Annotated in this window: 17 protein-coding genes; 9 read left to right on the top strand and 8 right to left on the bottom strand. The window is 72.5% G+C overall.

The window, feature by feature from the left end; genetic code table 11:
* Nucleotides 1-72: 72 nt before the first annotated feature.
* Nucleotides 73-276, bottom strand: a complete 204-nt coding sequence (locus ACOJTC_RS19080) for a hypothetical protein (RefSeq protein WP_420117900.1) — start codon at nucleotides 274-276, stop codon at nucleotides 73-75.
* A 136-nt stretch (nucleotides 277-412) separates the two neighbouring features.
* On the opposite strand from ACOJTC_RS19080, the gene ACOJTC_RS19085 reads away from it, so the two are divergent.
* Complete coding sequence (locus ACOJTC_RS19085) at nucleotides 413-940, top strand: GNAT family N-acetyltransferase (RefSeq protein WP_420117901.1); 528 nt, start codon at nucleotides 413-415, stop codon at nucleotides 938-940.
* Nucleotides 941-1,358: 418 nt separating this feature from the next.
* The gene (locus ACOJTC_RS19090) at nucleotides 1,359-1,946 is read left to right on the top strand and encodes a DUF1684 domain-containing protein (protein WP_420117902.1); all 588 of its coding nucleotides are present in this window, start codon (nucleotides 1,359-1,361) and stop codon (nucleotides 1,944-1,946) included.
* Between the two features lie 70 nt (nucleotides 1,947-2,016).
* On the opposite strand, the gene ACOJTC_RS19095 is transcribed toward ACOJTC_RS19090, so the two are convergent.
* Entirely contained in the window at nucleotides 2,017-2,604 is a 588-nt protein-coding gene (locus ACOJTC_RS19095; RefSeq protein WP_420117903.1) for a general stress protein, read from the bottom strand.
* 134 nt (nucleotides 2,605-2,738) lie between these two features.
* Between ACOJTC_RS19095 and ACOJTC_RS19100 the strand changes: the two genes are divergently transcribed.
* From ACOJTC_RS19100 to ACOJTC_RS19110, 3 genes are read left to right on the top strand one after another with little or no spacing between them, the layout of a single operon-like run.
* Entirely contained in the window at nucleotides 2,739-4,586 is a 1,848-nt protein-coding gene (locus ACOJTC_RS19100; RefSeq protein ID WP_420117904.1) for a glycoside hydrolase family 15 protein, read from the top strand.
* A gap of 41 nt (nucleotides 4,587-4,627) precedes the next feature.
* Complete coding sequence (locus tag ACOJTC_RS19105; RefSeq protein ID WP_420117905.1) at nucleotides 4,628-5,407, top strand: SDR family oxidoreductase; 780 nt, start codon at nucleotides 4,628-4,630, stop codon at nucleotides 5,405-5,407.
* Nucleotides 5,408-5,449: 42 nt separating this feature from the next.
* A complete protein-coding gene (locus ACOJTC_RS19110; protein WP_420117906.1) occupies nucleotides 5,450-5,950 on the top strand; it encodes a metallophosphoesterase family protein in 501 nt (166 codons plus the stop codon).
* Nucleotides 5,951-5,952: 2 nt separating this feature from the next.
* Here the strand turns inward: ACOJTC_RS19110 and ACOJTC_RS19115 are convergent, their stop codons facing one another.
* Nucleotides 5,953-6,165 (bottom strand): DUF3072 domain-containing protein, encoded by a 213-nt coding sequence (locus ACOJTC_RS19115; protein WP_420117907.1) that lies wholly within the window; start codon nucleotides 6,163-6,165, stop codon nucleotides 5,953-5,955.
* 93 nt (nucleotides 6,166-6,258) lie between these two features.
* On the opposite strand from ACOJTC_RS19115, the gene ACOJTC_RS19120 reads away from it, so the two are divergent.
* On the top strand, nucleotides 6,259-7,197 hold the full coding sequence (locus tag ACOJTC_RS19120) for an NAD(P)/FAD-dependent oxidoreductase (RefSeq protein ID WP_420117915.1): 939 nt from the start codon (nucleotides 6,259-6,261) through the stop codon (nucleotides 7,195-7,197).
* A gap of 16 nt (nucleotides 7,198-7,213) precedes the next feature.
* Here ACOJTC_RS19120 and ACOJTC_RS19125 read toward each other — a convergent pair whose 3' ends face one another.
* Nucleotides 7,214-8,509: a cation:proton antiporter gene (locus ACOJTC_RS19125; protein WP_420117908.1), complete on the bottom strand. Its 1,296-nt coding sequence runs from the start codon at nucleotides 8,507-8,509 to the stop codon at nucleotides 7,214-7,216.
* 783 nt (nucleotides 8,510-9,292) lie between these two features.
* On the opposite strand from ACOJTC_RS19125, the gene ACOJTC_RS19130 reads away from it, so the two are divergent.
* Together ACOJTC_RS19130 and ACOJTC_RS19135 are read left to right on the top strand one after the other, a co-directional pair.
* The gene (locus tag ACOJTC_RS19130; protein WP_420117909.1) at nucleotides 9,293-9,985 is read left to right on the top strand and encodes a DUF6218 family protein; all 693 of its coding nucleotides are present in this window, start codon (nucleotides 9,293-9,295) and stop codon (nucleotides 9,983-9,985) included.
* A gap of 8 nt (nucleotides 9,986-9,993) precedes the next feature.
* A complete protein-coding gene (locus ACOJTC_RS19135; protein ID WP_420117910.1) occupies nucleotides 9,994-11,214 on the top strand; it encodes an exonuclease domain-containing protein in 1,221 nt (406 codons plus the stop codon).
* A gap of 91 nt (nucleotides 11,215-11,305) precedes the next feature.
* Here the strand turns inward: ACOJTC_RS19135 and ACOJTC_RS19140 are convergent, their stop codons facing one another.
* Nucleotides 11,306-13,426, bottom strand: a complete 2,121-nt coding sequence (locus tag ACOJTC_RS19140) for a SpoIIE family protein phosphatase (protein WP_420117911.1) — start codon at nucleotides 13,424-13,426, stop codon at nucleotides 11,306-11,308.
* Nucleotides 13,427-13,613: 187 nt separating this feature from the next.
* On the opposite strand from ACOJTC_RS19140, the gene ACOJTC_RS19145 reads away from it, so the two are divergent.
* Entirely contained in the window at nucleotides 13,614-14,486 is an 873-nt protein-coding gene (locus ACOJTC_RS19145) for a mechanosensitive ion channel family protein (protein ID WP_204927694.1), read from the top strand.
* A gap of 66 nt (nucleotides 14,487-14,552) precedes the next feature.
* Here the strand turns inward: ACOJTC_RS19145 and ACOJTC_RS19150 are convergent, their stop codons facing one another.
* From ACOJTC_RS19150 to ACOJTC_RS19160, 3 genes are all read right to left on the bottom strand, one after another.
* The gene (locus ACOJTC_RS19150; protein WP_420117912.1) at nucleotides 14,553-14,918 is read right to left on the bottom strand and encodes a DUF6401 family natural product biosynthesis protein; all 366 of its coding nucleotides are present in this window, start codon (nucleotides 14,916-14,918) and stop codon (nucleotides 14,553-14,555) included.
* Between the two features lie 189 nt (nucleotides 14,919-15,107).
* Nucleotides 15,108-16,037, bottom strand: coding sequence for a hypothetical protein (locus ACOJTC_RS19155; protein ID WP_420117913.1), 930 nt, complete (start codon nucleotides 16,035-16,037; stop codon nucleotides 15,108-15,110).
* A gap of 170 nt (nucleotides 16,038-16,207) precedes the next feature.
* Nucleotides 16,208-16,435 (bottom strand): hypothetical protein (locus ACOJTC_RS19160; RefSeq protein ID WP_420117914.1); only part of this gene is annotated, 228 nt, incomplete at its 5' end.

Consider the following 16,435-nt stretch of genomic DNA (forward strand, 5'->3'; position numbering starts at 1 on the left):
CCGGGGGCTGGACGGCCGGGCGACCAGACCCCGCCGCTGCTTGGTGGTTATCTGGTTGGTGCGCCGGGTGGGCTATAAGACCAGCCGGGCGGCCAGCTCGCCCATCCGCAGCCGCTGGCCCGGTGCCTCGGAGAGCAGGACCAGCACGTGGTAGTCGGCGAAGCTCAGCTCACCGTCGGCGCGCAGATCGTCCTCCAGCTGGGTGAACAGCCGCTGGCTGGCCTCGATGTAGGCACGCCAGCAGGCCATCCGCTCGCTGTCTAGGCTCTCCGTCATGCCCCGAACAGTAGCACTCTTTCAAATTTCAACAAGCTCTCCGGTATCCGTGTGAGCAGCGGAACAACCGTCCTTGACGGGAGGAACTTCGGGATTTGAAAGGAAATGGTGGCCGGTGAGCTGCCAGACTGCCCCGGTGGAACCTGTGCAGATCACCGCACCCGGCCTGGTGCTGCGCCCCTGGCGGGCGGCGGACGCGCCGGCCGTGCTGGCCGCCCTGGTCGACCCCGACATCGTCCGGTGGAACGGGCAGGGGGTGACCGACCTGGCGCAGGCCGCCGCGTGGATCACCCGGCGGGCCGACCGGAGCGACGGCAGCCACGTCTCCGTCGCGGTGACCGACGCCACCGACGGGACACTGCTCGGCGCGGTCTCCGTGCACCAGATCCGGCACGGCAACGCCGCCGTCGGCTACTGGACCGCGGGGCCCGCGCGGGGACGCGGGGTCGCCGCCGGCGCGCTACGGGCGCTCACCGGCTGGGCCTTCACCCACCTCGACCTGCACCGGATCGAGCTGTGCCACGCGGTCGACAACCCCGCCTCCTGCCGGGTCGCCACCCGCGCCGGCTACCGCTGGGAGGGGACGCTGCGCGAGTCGTACCGCTACGGCGACGGCCACCGTCACGACGAACACCTGCACGCCCGCCTCGCCACCGACGACTGACCCGCTCCGCTCCCGCCCGCCGCTCCCACCCCGGCCCCGCCCGGCGCCTCGTCCCGGGTGATCAAGAGCTTTGCGCCATCCTCCAGCCCGATTCCCGCCCCAAACCTCTTGATCACCACCCCTCGGCGCGGTCTCCCGGCGGAGCGCTCGGTGATCAAGAGCTTTGCGTCACCGCTGAGCCCGATTGCCGCCCCAAACCTCTTGATCACCGCCCCCTTCGGTGTCGTTCCCCCGGTGGAGTGTCCAGTGATCAAGAGGATTGCGTCACTGGTCAGCCCGATTCCTGACGCGAACCTCTTGATCACCGGGGAGGCGGCTGGGGCGCTGGAGCGCTGGGGAGGGGGTTCGGGGGAGGGGGAAGCGGGTTGGGGCGGTGGGAGAGGGGTGGGTCGGGTTCGGGGCTGGTTAGGGTCGACGGGTGGACGACCTCGACGTGCTCGACTGGCGGGAACGCACCGCCGCGCTCTACCTGTCCGACACCGACCTGGCCGGCTTCCGGGCCGCCCGGGACGAGTTGTTCCGCAGTCACCCGGCCAGCCCGCTGCCGGCCGCCGACCGGGCCGGTTTCCCCGGGCTCGGCTGGTTCCCACCGGACCCGGCGGCGGTGGTCGAGGCCCCGCTGCGACCCGCCCACGGCACCGAGACCATCGACACCGGGGGCCCCGACGGGGTGGTCCGCTACCGGCGGCTGGCGGTCGCCGAGACCCCGTGGGGGCCGCTGACCCTGTGGTGGATCGAGGCGTACGGCGGAGGGCTGTTCGTGCCGGTCCGCGACGGCACCAGCGGCCGGGAGACGTACGGCGGTGGCCGGTACCTCACCGACACGGTCAAGGGGACCTTCGGGCGGGGACTCACCGTGCTCCCCGGCCACCGGGTGCGCCTCGACGCCAACTACCTCTACAACCCCAGTTGCGCGTACGACGACACCTGGGCCTGCCCGCTGGCACCCCCGGAGAACCGGCTCGCCACGCCGATCAGGGCGGGCGAACTGGCGTACCACCGCTGAGACCGGCCGGACGACGCACGCCGCCCCGACGCACGTGGGGTGCGTCGGGGCGGTGGGTACGCCGGGTGGGTCAGCGGGCGGTGGCCCCGGTCGGGGTCAGGTGCATCCGGCCGAGCATCTGCCGCGCCTGGTCGGCCAGGGCGGCGTCGACGGTCACCGCGTACTGGCCGGCGCGTAGCGAACTGGCCGAGGTGAAGTCGCGCTGGCCGCCGGACATGGCGTGCGTCACCGCGCCGAACACTGCACCCCAGATCGCGCCGATCACCAGTCCGACCAGGATCACCGCGAGCCAGTTGCCGACCGTGAAGATGCCGAACAACAGGCCGATGAACAGACCGAACCACGCGCCGGTGCCGGCGCCCAGCAGGGCGGCGCGTCCCGTGGTGAGCCGGCCGAGCACCGTCTCCACCAGGGTGAGGTTGGTACCGACGATCGCGGTGTGCTCCACCGGGAACCGGTTGTCGGCCAGGTAGTCCACCACGCGCTGCGCGGACGGGTAGTCCGGGTACGCGCCGATCGTCACCGTGGGCGGACCGGCCTGCGGGCCGTGCCCGTCCCCCGGTGGGGTCGCCGGCCGGCCGGCCGGACCGGACGGGAGGTTGTCGCCGCCCGGCATCCCGGGGCGCCAGGTGGCGGTCGGGTTCGCTGCTCTGGTCATGGCCTCCTCCTTCGTCAACGACCGGCGTTCCCGCCGACCCGCCGGGATAACGCCGGGCCGCCCGGCAATCCGGGCCGCGGGGACAACCCCGCCGGGCGAGGCATGCGGTACGAGGAGCCCGGGTAACCCGCCCCGTGGACAGCGGACGGATCAGCGAGCACGGGTTCCTCGCCGACGGGCGCAGCGCCGCGCTGGTGGACCGGCACGGCTCGGTCAACTGGTGGTGCCCGGCCCGGTTCGACAGCCCGTCGGGGTTCGGGCGGCTCCTCGACGACCGGGCCGGGCACTGGTCGATCGCCCCGGAGGGCGACGACGTCCGGGTGTCCCGCTCCTATCTGGACGACTCGCTGGTGTTGCGTACCGTCTTCCACACCGGCACCGGCTCGGTGGCGGTCACCGACGCGCTGGCCCTGGAACCCGGCGCACGCGGGCACGACATCGGCCTGCGTTCGCCCCGGGTGCTCGCCCGGCTGGTCGAGGGGCTCTCCGGCGAGGTGCCGGTACGTGTCGAGTTCGCTCCCCGGTTCGAGTACGGCCGGGTCACCGCGTACCTGACCCACGCCGACGGGGTGATCGACGCGCGGGCCGGCGCGTGCCGGCTCAGCCTGCGCTCCGACGTGCCGTTGGCCTGCCGGCACGGCGACGCCGTCGGCCGGGCGACCGTCCGGGCCGGGGACACCCTGCGGCTCACCCTCGGGTACGCCCCGACCTACGACGGCGGCGAACCGGCGCTGCCCGCCGCCGACCGGGTGGTGGCCGACGCGGTGGCCGGCTGGCGTTCCTGGGCCGACCTGCACGACTACCGGGGCCTGTACCGCGACCAGGTACGACTCAGCGCGATGGTGGTGCAGGGCATGACCTACCAGCCCAGTGGCGCGATCGTCGCGGCGGCCACCACCTCGCTGCCGGAACAGGTGGGCGGCGACCGCAACTACGACTACCGCTACGTCTGGGTCCGCGACTTCAGCCTCACCCTCCAGGCGCTGTGGCGGTCGGCCTGCCCCGACGAGGCCGACCGGCAGTTCTCCTGGGTGGCGCGGGCGATGGGCCGCATCGACGACGGCCGGGTGCCGATCATGTACGGCGTCGAGGGCGAGCGGGACCTCACCGAACACTCCCTCGACCACCTGCGCGGCTACGCCGACAGCCGCCCGGTGCTGGTCGGCAACGACGCCTGGACCCAGCGGCAGAACGACGTGCTCGGCGAGATCCTCGACGCCGCCTGGTTGATGCGGCACTACCTGGACCCGATGTCGCCCGACGTACGGCACCTGCTGCGCGCCCTGGCCGACCAGGCGGTCCGGGCCTGGCACCTGCCGGACTCCGGCATGTGGGAGTCCCGCGACGCCGAACGGCACTACCTGTCGTCGAAGGTGCAGTGCTGGACGGCACTGGACCGGGCGGTCCGCTTCGGTCACCGGCTCGGTGACCCGGCCGACGTCGGGCGGTGGACGCGGGCCCGTGACGAGGTCCGCGCGGCGGTGCTGCGGCGGGGGTGGAACGACCGGCTGGGCGCGTACACCGGGGCCTTCGACTCCGACCGGTTGGACGCCTCGGTGCTGCTCATGCCGCTGGTCGGCTTCCTGCCCGCCGCCGAGGCGAGGATGCGCTCCACCATCGACGTGGTGGAGCGGCGGCTGTCCCGCGACGGGCTGCTGCGCCGCTGGGACGGTGACCCGGCGGGCTTCGTGATCTGCTCGTTCTGGCTGGCGAGCTGCCTGGCCCTGGCCGGCGAGCAGGAGCGGGCCACCCGGCTGTTCGAGCAGCTCGCCGGCCGGGTCAACGACCTCGGCCTCTACGCCGAGCAGATCGACCAGGTCACCGGCGAACAGGTGGGCAACTTCCCGCAGGCCTTCTCGCACATCGGCCTGATCAACGCGGCCGGGTTGCTCACCGACATCGCCGAACGACGCCGCGACCTCGCCACGGAGCGGCCGCATTTCGTGACGACCGGCACCGACGTCGTGGCGACGTCGACGTGAGCCGTGCCGATCGGCACGGGACCTATGGAGGGGACACGCTGATGAGCGGACGACTGACCGGCCGCACCGCCCTGATCACCGGCTCGGACTCGGGTATCGGGCAGGCCACCGCGATCGAGTTCGGCCGGGAGGGTGCCGACGTGGTGGTGCACTACCTGCACGACCACGCCGGCGCGAACCACACCCGGGCCGAGATCGAGAAGGCCGGCCGACGGGCGGTGGTGGTGCAGGGCGACATCAGCGTCGAGCACCAGGTCGAGGCGATGTTCGACGAGGCGTTGGCGGAGTTCGGCACGGTGGACGTGCTGATGAACGACGCCGGGGTGGACGCCTCCGGCATCGGCGTTGCCGACCTGGACACCGAGACCTGGGACCGGTGCATCCGTACCAACCTGTACGGAATGTTCTTCTGCTGCCGACGCTTCGTCCGGCACCGCCGGGAGCAGGGCGGCGGCGGGAAGATCATCAACATCACCTCGATCCACCAGGAGGTCGCCCGGGCCGGCGGGGCGGACTACGACGCCAGCAAGGGCGGCATGCTCGAACTGGCCAAGAGCCTCGCCCTGGAGGTCGCCCCGATGCGGATGAACGTCAACAACATCGGACCCGGGATGGTGCTCACCCCGTTCAACCAGGAGGCCATCGACGACCCGAAGTACCTGGAAGAGCAGGTGCAGAGCATCCCGTGGAAGCGGGCCGCCGAGCCGGCCGAGATCGCCAAACTGGCCGTCTTCCTGGCCAGCGACGACGCCGACTACGTGACCGGGTCGACGTACTTCATGGATGGCGGCCTGATGCAGAATCAGGGTCAGGGCGCCTGAGCCGGCCGGCCGCGCCCGGCCCCCGCCCGGAAGGCCCGCCTGATGCGGCTGCTCATGATCGCCGACACCCACCGGCCCCGGCGCGCCCGGGAGCTGCCGGACGAGGTCTGGGCGGCGGTGGACGCCGCCGACGTGGTGCTGCACGCCGGGGACTGGGTCGAGGTGGAGCTGCTCGACCGGCTGGCCGACCGGGCCCGCCGGCTGGTCGGCGTGTACGGCAACAACGACGGCCCCGACCTGCGGGCCCGGCTGCCCGAGGTGGCCGAGGTGGAGCTGGCGGGCCTGCGGGTGGCGGTGGTGCACGAGACCGGGCCGAAGACCGGCCGGGAACAGCGCTGCGCGGCCCGGTTTCCCGACCGCGACCTGCTCGTCTTCGGCCACTCGCACATCCCGTGGGACAGCGTCGCGCCGGGCGGCCTGCGGCTGCTCAACCCGGGCTCACCCACCGACCGGCGGGCCCAGCCGTACGCCACCTACCTGCCCGCCGAGGTGGCGGCGGGACAGCTCGACCGGGTCGCGCTGCACCGCCTGCCACCCCGCTGAGGTCACCGGCCCCGGCCGGTCTCCTCCTGCAACTCGTCGATCCGCCGGGACGCCTCCGCCTTGGTCAGGTCGTCCGGCACCTCCTCGCCGGCCTCCCGGGCGAGGGTGTGCAGGTACGACTCCTGGGCGGCGGTCGGCGGTTCGTCCCCGGTCACCCACTCCTCCGGGTCCTTGATCGCCCCACGTGGGTCGGGCTGCTGGTCGTTGTCGGTCATCACGTCACCTCTCCTCGAACAGCCGTGCCAATACCCCGCCGGTCGCCCGCTCATGCCGGTCGCGGTGCCTACGATCAACAGGTGGACACGGATGTGATCGTGGTGGGTGCCGGCATCGCCGGGGTGGCGTGCGCCGGGGAGTTGGCGCGGGCGGGCGTACCGGTGCAGGTCCGGGAACGCGGTCGGGTGCCCGGTGGTCGGATGGCCAGCCGACGCTTCGACGGCCGCCCCGCCGACCTGGGCGCGGCGTACCTGACCGCCGACGACCCGGACTTCGCCGAGGTCGTCCGGCGCTGGCAGGCCGCCGGGCTGGTGCGGGAGTGGACCGACACCTTCGTCGCGTACGGCCCGGACGGCCGGCGGGAGGTGCCCGGTCCGGTCCGCTGGGCCGCCCCGCGGGGCCTGCGCTCCCTGGTCGAGGAGCTGGCCCGGGAGTTGCCGGTGACCGTGGACCGGTTCGTGTCGGGCGTCGCACCGGGTCCGGTGGTGGACGGGGAGTCCGCCGCCGCCGTGGCGCTGTGCACCCCGGGGCCGCAGGCCGCCCTGCTGCTCGACCCGGCGCTGGCCGGGGTCACCCGGGCCGCCGGCCGGCAGCGGTGGTCGCCGGTGCTCGCGGCGGTGCTGCGCTTCCCCGGCCGGCGATGGGCCGACTTCCGGGGCGCGTTCGTCAACGACCACCCGGTGCTCGCCCTGGTCTGCGACGACGGCGACCGGCGGGGCGACGCCGCCCCGGTGCTGGTCGCCCACACCACGCCGGAGTTCGCCGCCGGGCACCTGGCCCAGCCCGGCGCGGCGGGCCCGGCGGTCGAGGAGGCCGTGCGGGACCTGCTCGGGTTGCCGGACCCGGCCGAACTGACCCACGTGCACCGGTGGACGTACGCCCGGCCGGTCGAGCCGGACCCCGACGGCGGGTTCTTCCTCGACGACGACCTGGTGGGGCTGGCCGGGGACGCCTTCGGCAGGCCCCGGGTGCAGAGCGCCTGGCGCTCCGGCCGGGACCTGGGCCGGGAACTCGCCCGCCGGCTCACCTGACCGTCACGGTGCCCGGTCAGCCCCGGGCACCGTCCAGGGCCGGTTCGTTCTGCCGGCCCCGCTCCGACGGGTCGGAGGTGCGTTCACCGGCCCGGTCCAGCAACTGCATCACCGGGGTCGCGGCGATCCCGTGCACCACCTCCGACACGACCACCACCAGGCCGACCGTCGCCCAGATCAGGTCCGCCTGGGCGAAGTCCGCCTTGGTGGTGGCGTACGCCAGGTAGTAGAACGAGCCGACGCCCCGGATGCCGAACGACGAGATCACCCAGTGCTCCGCCGGTCGACCCGGTGCGCCGCGCAGCGACAGCCAACCGAACAGCGGCCGGATGACGAACACCAGCGCCAGCCCGACCGTCGCCGCCTGCCAGGTGAGCGGGGCGAGCAGGCCGGTGATCACCGCGCCCCCGAACAACAGCAGCAGCAGGACGGTCAGCAACCGTTCGGTCTGCTCGGCGAAGTCGTGCAGCACGGCGTGGAACTCGTGGGTCCGCTCGGCCGCCCGGATCGCCCGCGCGGCGACGAACACGGCCAGGAAGCCGTACCCGCCGATCACCTCCACCAGCCCGTACGCCAGGAACGTGGCGGCCAGCGCGAGGAAGCCCTCGGCGTGCCGGGCCAGGCGTAGCTCGCTCGGGGCGCGGAAGAACAGCTTGCCGAGCAGCCAGCCGATCAGCAGGCCCCCGCCGATGCCGACGGCCAGCTTGTAGAGCACGTCGACGGTGAACCACTCGGCGAACCAGCCCGACGGGGCAAGCCCGGCGGTGGCGATCGCGATGGCCGCGTAGACGAACGGGAAGGCCAGGCCGTCGTTGAGGCCGGCCTCGGAGGTCAGCGCGAAGCGCACCTCGTCCTCGGAGTCCTCCGCGTCGGTGGGTTCGCCGACCTGCACGTCGGAGGCGAGCACCGGGTCGGTGGGGGCGAGGGCCGCGCCGAGCAGCAGCGCGGCGGCCGGTACCAGGCCCGCCCACCACCAGCCGAGCAGTGCCACCGCCGCGATGCACAGCGGCATCGCGATCGCCAGCAGCCGCCAGGTGGACGACCACTTCCGCCAGCTCAACGGTCTGTCGATCTTGAGGCCGGCGCCCATCAACGCCACGATCACACCGATCTCGGTCAGGTGGGTGGCGACCTGCGGATACCGCAGCGGGTCGGGCGCGGGCAGCCCGATCGGCAGGGCGAAGACCAGCATCCCGAGGCCGAGAAACGCTATCGGCATCGACAGCGGACGACGCTCCAGCAGGCGGGGGAGCACCCCGGCCAGCAGGGCACCCACGCCCACCAGCGCGAACTCGACATCGACCAGTTCCACCCCGACCGCCTCTCACCCCCGGCCACGAGCGTGGGCGGGGGTGGGACTGTGCCCCGTGACCGGCCGGGCTAAGCCTGGGTGTCCGGCTTGTCTCCGCATGGTCGTTGCCGCGCGCCGCCCTCGGGGTGGGCTGAGAGATGACTGCGCCGTTCCTGTCCCCGGCGCAGATCCCCAACCGGCTGATCATCACCGCCCGAGCGATCCCCCACGACCACCATCCCGGCCTCGACGGACGCTGCCGAATATGCCAGGCCGCAGACTGCCCGGTGTCGACGGCTGCCCGCAACGTCCTTTCGCACCGCAGAAGAAGCGCAGCAGCGGAGCAGGCCGACCGAACCCGCTCCGGACGAGCCCCGGCAAGCCAGATGGCTTCTGACACAACCCGCTCCGGTGGGCGTGCCGCCAGTTGACGCTGAAGGGGCCGTCGGCTCGACACCAGCATTGCTCTCACCAGCCTCGACGCCAGTTTCCGAAACGGAGACAGAGCGGCTTTTCTGCTGCCGGGGCAACTCGGTGCGCTGGTCGCTGAATTCCGTTCGAGCCCTGCCGGTGGCGACCGAAAGGTCTCCGCCGGGCTGGTCCAAGCTCTGCTGTCTTGAAGCCGACAGTTTGATACCGGCACTGGCTCCTGTGGCGAAGTGGGCCGTCAGAAATAGACGCAGGTGTAGGGCAGGTGTAGCGATTGGACGGTCATGCCGACCTGATGGGCGACCCAGGATGCCGACGGTTCCCGCTACGGTGATCGCCCGACGGTGACAATGGAGAGCAGGTGGGAGTTCCAGCATGGAGGCATCCGAAAGTGAGCTTTCTCCGCCGATCGATTATGTGCCCGGGGTACGTGGCCACGGAGTGTTGGCCGCCGGTCCGGACACCGACGGCAGCGAAGCACTAGCGGTCTGGTGCCTCAGCCCGACCGGTCGCGCCGGTGGCGCGTGGGTGGTCCGTCTTGACGAGATCGAGCGCCATCCCGAGCATTTGCTCGGGATCATGTCGATGCTCCAGAACCGTTGTCTGGTCGACTGGGACAGGGAAGGTCCCAGTACTGTCCTTGACAAGATCGCTGAGGTGCTTTCGGGCGATCGGTTCACCGCCCTGCGGAACGGCATTCTCACCATTCCCGAGCTTCTGGCCGAAGTCGACGAACACAGATCCAGGTACGCCGCAGCGGTCGAGCAGCACAGGGTGCACACCAAGTCGAAGCTCGCGCCGCTTGCATGGCCCTCCGAGATGCCGTCTCAGCAGGGACTCGTCGGGTGGGCTGGCCGCACCGGCGCTACGGCGGCATCACCCGTTGTGGCGACCGCATTGGGGGTCACTGCCGCCGTCGCCAGCACCGCCCAACTGTGGCAAGACACCGAACAGGCGCGGTATCGCCGGACCTATTTGCGCCCGTTGGGTGGCCCGCAGCCGCTGCCGCCGCAATGGCTGGCGCGACTACGCGAGGCAGCCGGAAGTCCGTCCACGGTCTCAGCATAGGGAGCGATGTGTACGCAGTCATCGATCTGGAAACAACCGGTCTTCGTACCAGCTGGCACGACAGAATCGTCGAGGTGGCTGTCGTCCATGTCGATGCGAGTGGCCGCCTCACCGACGAGTGGTGCAGTCTGGTCAACCCGGATCGGGACCTCGGACCACAGGCCATCCACGGCATCTCCGCAGCCGAGGCGCGGCGCGCGCCCCTTTTCGACGAGGTGGCCGGGCACCTCGCCGGCATGCTGCGCGGTCGGGTGCTCTCCGCTCACAACCTCAAGTTCGACGCCCAGTTCCTACACGCTGAGTATCAGCGCGTGGGCATCCAGACACCGATCCCAGATACTGCTGGCCTCTGCACGATGCAGCTGGCCCCACACTTTCTGCCCTCAGCCGGTCGCAGCCTGCACGACTGCTGCCGTGCGGCAGGGCTGCCGCCACATCAGGCGCACTCAGCACTACACGATGCCCGCGCTGCCGCTCGTCTCCTGGCCTACTACCTTGCGGCGGCCGGCAACCCGCCCCCGTGGGCAGATGCCGCAGCGGTGGCGGCCCGAGTGACCTGGCCTGCCATCGACGTTCGCCCGGTGGCGGCCGTGCACCGCCGTGCCGCAGGCCAGCGCGAGCAGCATTTCCTTGCGCGGCTGGTAGACCGGCTGCCACGCCTGCGTGAGCCACAGGGTGACGCCTACCTGGACCTGCTCGACCACGCACTCCTCGATCGGCACATCTCTGCCACGGAGGCTGAGGCGCTCGTCGCCATGGCGGAGAATCTCGGGCTTGCTCGCGTGGATGTCGAGCACCTGCACCGAACCTACCTGGCGAGCCTGGCGGGTATTGCGCTTGAGGACGGCATCCTGACCACTGACGAGCGTGACGACCTAGATCAGGTGGCGGTGCTCCTCGGCTTGCGCCGGGTTGACGTCGATAAGGCGCTGGCTGCACCACCCACCACCGTTCCCGGTCAGCGTCGCCCTGACGCCTGGCAGCTTCAGCGAGGGGACCTGGTGGTTTTCACTGGTGCGATGGAACCGCCGCGCTGGGAATGGGAGGAGGAAGCGCGCGCAGCAGGGCTGAGTGTGGGAAGCAACGTCACGAAGAAGACGCGCCTGCTCGTTGCCGCAGATCCGGACACTATGTCCGGGAAGGCCAAGAAGGCCCGCCAGTACGGCATCCCGATCGTGCACCCCACCGCTTATCACAAGCTGATCAACGGACTCGCTGCCGCCGTCTAGCGCCTCGGCGGCTGGTGCCTGTCGTCAGGAACGCGGTCAGCCGAGTTCGCTGCGACGGGCACCGGTCGCGCGTGAGCCCGGGGACTCCCGGTCAGCCGGTGGGCAGGAGGATCTCGAACCAGACCGTCGAGCCGCGGACCGTCGGGTCGGTGCCCCAGGCGTCGGAGAGCTGTTCGATCAGCCCGAGGCCCCGGCCCCGGCTGCTCAGCGTGTCGGTCTGGGCGCGGGTCACCGTGCCCCGGGTGCCGGAGTCGGCCACCGACACCAGCAGCCGTTCCGGGCTCAGGTCGATCTCCACCCGGGCGGCGGTGCCGGCGTGCAGCAACGCGTTGGTGGTCAGCTCGCTGGTGCACAGCACGGCCGCGCCGATCACCGCCTCGGGCACCTGCCACTCGGCGAGCTGTGCCGTCATCCAGTGGCGTACCCGGCTGGGAGCGGTCGGTTCGGCGGGCATCTCCATCCCGGCCGACCGGCTCGGCTTGAGCGCGTGCTCGACCGCGAGCACCGCCACGTCGTCCTCGGTGGCTCCGGGGACCGCGCCGGTGGCGACCGCGCACAGCGCCCGGGGGTCACCGCTGGCCGCCCCGGCCACCGCCGACGCCAACCCGGCCAGGCCGGCGGTGAGGCTCTGCCGCCGCCGCTCGACCACCCCGTCGCTGTAGAGCAGCAGGGTGTCGCCGGGGGCGAAGGGCACGGTCGCGGTGGGCGGCCGGCACCCCAACCCCAGGGGCGCGCCGGTCGGCAGCTCGACGAAGTCGGCGGTGGCGACGCCGTCCGGCCCGGTCCGCCGGATCAGCGGCGGGGGATGCCCGGCACTGGCCAGGGTGATCTCGCCCCGGTCGGCGTCGACCACCCCGAAGGCCACCGTCACGAACAGCTCGTGGGTGCCGGTCTCGGTGCCCAGGCTCGCCACCAGCCGGTCCAGCCCGGCCAGGACGGCGTCCGGGCGGGGATCGGTCAGCGCCAGCGCCCGCAGCGCGGCGCGTACCTGCCCCATCCGGGCCGCCGCCTGCACGTCGTGCCCGGCGACGTCGCCCAGCACCACCCCCAGGTCACCGGAGGGCAGCAGGAACGCGTCGTAGAAGTCGCCCCCGGCGGCGTTGCCGTCGACCCCGGGGTCGTAGCGGGCGGCGATGCGCAGCCGGGGCAGCGCCGGCAGCTGCTCCGGGAGCATGCTGCGTTGCAGCAGCTGGGCGGTGCCGTGCTGGGTCTCGAACCGGCGGGCGCGCTCGGCAGCCTGACCGACCAGCTCGGCTGAGGCGGCCAGCAGCGCCCGTTCCGCCGCCGTCCAGCCGTGCGGGGCCTGGTAGCCGACGGCGAGGCCGCCGCGGATCACCGACGAGCGCAGCGGCAACGCGGCCAGCGAACGGATCTTCTGGTCGTGCCGGTCGACGGCGGTGTCCCGCAGCGGCTGGCCGTCGCCGGCGAAGAAGGGCACCCCGCTGCGCGCGCCGACCACCACCGGGGCGGTGGTGTCCGGCGGGACGGGCCGCCACAGCGGGGGCAGCCGCTCGTCGGCCTCGTCGAGCAGTTCGCCCCGGATGCGCCGGACCAGCCGCCAGGCGGGGCCGTCGTCGACGGCGAAGGAGACCTGGTCGGCGTCGAAGGAGTGCAGCGCGTAGCGCAGCGTCACCCGGGCCACGTCGTCGAGGGTGAGGGTGCCCGACAGCGCGGCGGCGAAGTCGGACAGGCTCTGCAACTGCTGGGTGAGCTGGCTGGTCTGGGCGGCGACGGTGAGCACGCCGACGATCCGCCCGGTGCTGTCGCGGACCGGGGAGTGGCCCCTGGTGAAGACGGTGTGCTCACCGGTGCCCTGCTGGTGGACGGGGAGCACCGACTCCTTCTGGAGGAAGGACTCGCCGTACCGGTAGGCGCGCTCGATGACCTCGCCGACGTCCGGGCTGTGCCACAGGTCGGCGTAGACCTCGGGGGCGGGCCGGCCCATCGCGTCCGGGTGCCGGTCGCCGATCACCTCCGCGTACGCCTGGTTGTAGAGCAGCACGAAGTCGTCGCCGTAGTGCAGCGCCATCGGTACGGGGCAGGACAGGATCACGTCGACCAGGACGCGGATGGTCACGTCCCAACCCTGTTGCGGGCCCAGCGGAGTGTCGGCCCACGGGTGGGCGGGCACTGCCGCCGCCTCCGGTTCGACCCCGGCCGGCCCCGGTGCGGGGGTTGGTGACGTCGGGACCCGCCCGACCGTGCCTGGCATGCCCGCAGCCTATCCGGAGCCGGCCCGGACGACCCGATCATGCCCGGCGCCTCCACTGACGCCGACCTTCGTGCAGTTCCGGCCACTTTTCTATAGACATGTCGGGAAAATCGGTGCGGATTCTCCGGCGTGCTGCTGCGGCGGACGGGTAACCGGGCGGCGCAGTCCATTGGACAGGAGGGACATCATGCCGGAAACCCTTGCGGTCAGGCAGGTCGACATCGGTAGCGCCTTGACCGACATGTGGCGATCGGTGCTGCTGTTCGTGCCGAGAGCCATCGCGTTCATCGTCATCCTCGTGGTGGGCTGGCTCATCGCCCGCGCGGTACTGAAGATCGTGGACGCGGCGCTGGAACGGGTGGGTTTCGACCGGGCGGTCGAACGGGGCGGGATCAGACGCGCGTTGGAACGCACCAAGTACGACGCCAGTGACATCCTGGCCCGCCTGGCGTACTACGCGGTGCTGCTGTTCACCCTGCAGTTCGCGTTCGGGGTGTGGGGCCCCAACGCGATCAGCGACCTCATCCGGGGGGTGGTGGCCTGGCTGCCACGGGCGTTCATCGCGATCGTCATCGTGGTGGTGGCCGCCGCGATCGCCAACGCCGTGCGGGACCTGGTCTCCGGTGCGCTCGGTGGCCTGTCGTACGGCAAGGTGCTGGCCGACCTGACTGCCGTCTTCATCCTGGCGCTCGGGGTGATCGCCGCGCTGAACCAGGTCGGCATCGCCACCACGGTCACCACGCCGGTCCTGATCGCGGTGCTCGCCACCGTGGCCGGCATCCTGATCGTCGGTGTCGGCGGTGGTCTGGTGAAGCCGATGCAGTCCCGCTGGGACGGCTGGCTGGACCGGGCGGCCGAGGAGTCGCGGGCGGTCCAGGAGCACCGGCGGGCCCGCGCGGCCGGGCAGGGTGACATGAGCCGGCAGATGGCCGACCGGGGCGGCGAGCGGACGCAGGCCATGCCGCGCGTCGACGAGGCCCGCACGATGGCCGGTGGCCGGGGCACCTACCAGTCCGGCTCCGGCGACGAGACCCAGCAGTTCGGCCGTCCGGGCAGCTGAGTCGACAGCACACACGCAGGCAGGGTGTCCGCGCACGGCGCGGGCACCCTGCCTGCGTGCTTCCGGTCAGGCCGGGTCGAGGTGCCGGGGGTCGAGGGTGCGGGCCAGGGCGCAGACCGCGAGCAGGCGGACCAGCACCCAGTCCGGGGCGGTGAAGTCCGCCGCGCCCTCGGGGAACAGGCCGTGCGCGCGGGCGGTGTCGCGTACCCCCTCGGCGTAGCCGGACAGGGCGGTCGGGGTCAGCGGCCGGCGGTCACCGTCGAGGCTGTCCCGGATGGCCGCGGCGTGCTGGTCGACCAGCGCGAGCAGGCCGGGCCGGGCCGCTGCGGCGGCGAGGCCGGGGGCACCGACCGAGGCGCTGAGCAGGGCCAGGTGGGAGCGTGCCGCGCGCACGGCGGTCCGGGTCGCGACCTGGGGGTACGGCACTCGCATGAGGACCGAGGTTAACCACCCGGTAACCCCGGCGGTGTCGGCCAGCCGGCCGGTACGGGTCCCCCCGCCGGTCGACCGGCCCTCGGCCACCGGGACCGATCCGCCCTCGGCGGCCAGACGGCGCACCGCCCACCGGCGGCGTCGGGGCGGACAGCAACGGGACGCGGTGCCGGAATCCGTCCCGGCGTGTCAGGGGGTCAACGACCCGAGCAGCACGGTGCCGCCGCACGGCAGCTGCCCGACGTTGCCGACGGTCAGCACGTACTGCCGTTGGCGGGAGCCGTCGGGGTTGGCCCGCTGCACGTACCGGCTCCGGGTCACCTCCAACTGGCAGGCGTTGCCCCCGGCGGCTCCCGTCGGGGCCAGGCCGGGCAGGTAGACAGCGGTCAGCGGGTTGGCGTTGTTCCAGGTCCAGGTGGCCGAGGCCCCGACGGCGAGCGTCCCGGTCGACCACGACGCCGACGGGTCGGTCTGGGCGAGTTGGAACTGACCGGAGCAGGTGATCGTGCCGATGTTGCGGAGCACGAAGTAGAACTTGCGTACCCCGTCCGGTTCCTGCCGGTACCAGCTGCGGGTGATCTCCAACTGGCAGGCGGCCGTCGCGGTCGCCCCGGTCGGCGTCACCCCCAGCAGGTACGACACGGTGGGCGCGATCTGCTCCACCCAGCCGTAGTTTCCGCTGGCCCCGGGCGCGAGCGCGCCTGTCGACCAGTCGTGGGTCGGCGTCAGCCAGGACAGCAGGACGGTGGCCGTGCAGGTGAGCGTGCCGCTGTTGCGGACCACGAAATGGAACCGACGCTCGCCGCCCGGCTCGCGGGAGTACCAGGTCCGGGTCACCTCGAACTGGCAGGGGGTCGTGTCGCCGGCCCCGGTGGGGGACAACCCCACCTGGTAGGCGGCGTTGAGCGGGTTGGCGTTGTTCCACACCCAGCCCTGGCTGACGCCGGGCGCGACCGGGCCGGTGGACCACGTCGCCTGCGCGGCGGCGCTGCGGACGGCGGCGAGGTCGCGGGCGTCCCGCTCGCCCACGACCGGGGCGGCCGACGCCGGGGTCGGGGTGAGCGCCACCACCGCGAGCAGGCTCAGCAGCCACGTCCACACCGTCGGTCGTCTCGTCACGGTCGGCGCTCCTCGGGGTCGGGGTGCCGGGGTACGGCGACCGGGGCGCGGCGGGTGCCGGGCCCGGTGCCGGTGTGCGGCGGCATGCCGACAAGGTCGCACACCGGTGGCCGCCGTGGCGGGGCCGATATCCGACAGCGCGGGACGACGCCCCGGGCGGTGCGGCGTCGCTACAGTCCAGATCCCACCCGGAAGGAATCCCATCGATGGCTCTGTCCCGTTCCGCCCGCCGGTGGTTCGGCGTGCGCCTCGCCGGCACCGGTGGGGGACAGCCCCACCTGGTAGGCGGCGTTCAGCGGGTTGGCGTTGTTCCACACCCAGCCCTGGGTGACGCCCGGTGCGACCGGACCGGTCGACCACGACGCCTGCGCTGCGGCGCTGCGTACGGCGGCGAGGTC

Source organism: Micromonospora sp. (genome assembly GCF_048594385.1).
Classification (GTDB): domain Bacteria; phylum Actinomycetota; class Actinomycetes; order Mycobacteriales; family Micromonosporaceae; genus Micromonospora; species Micromonospora wenchangensis.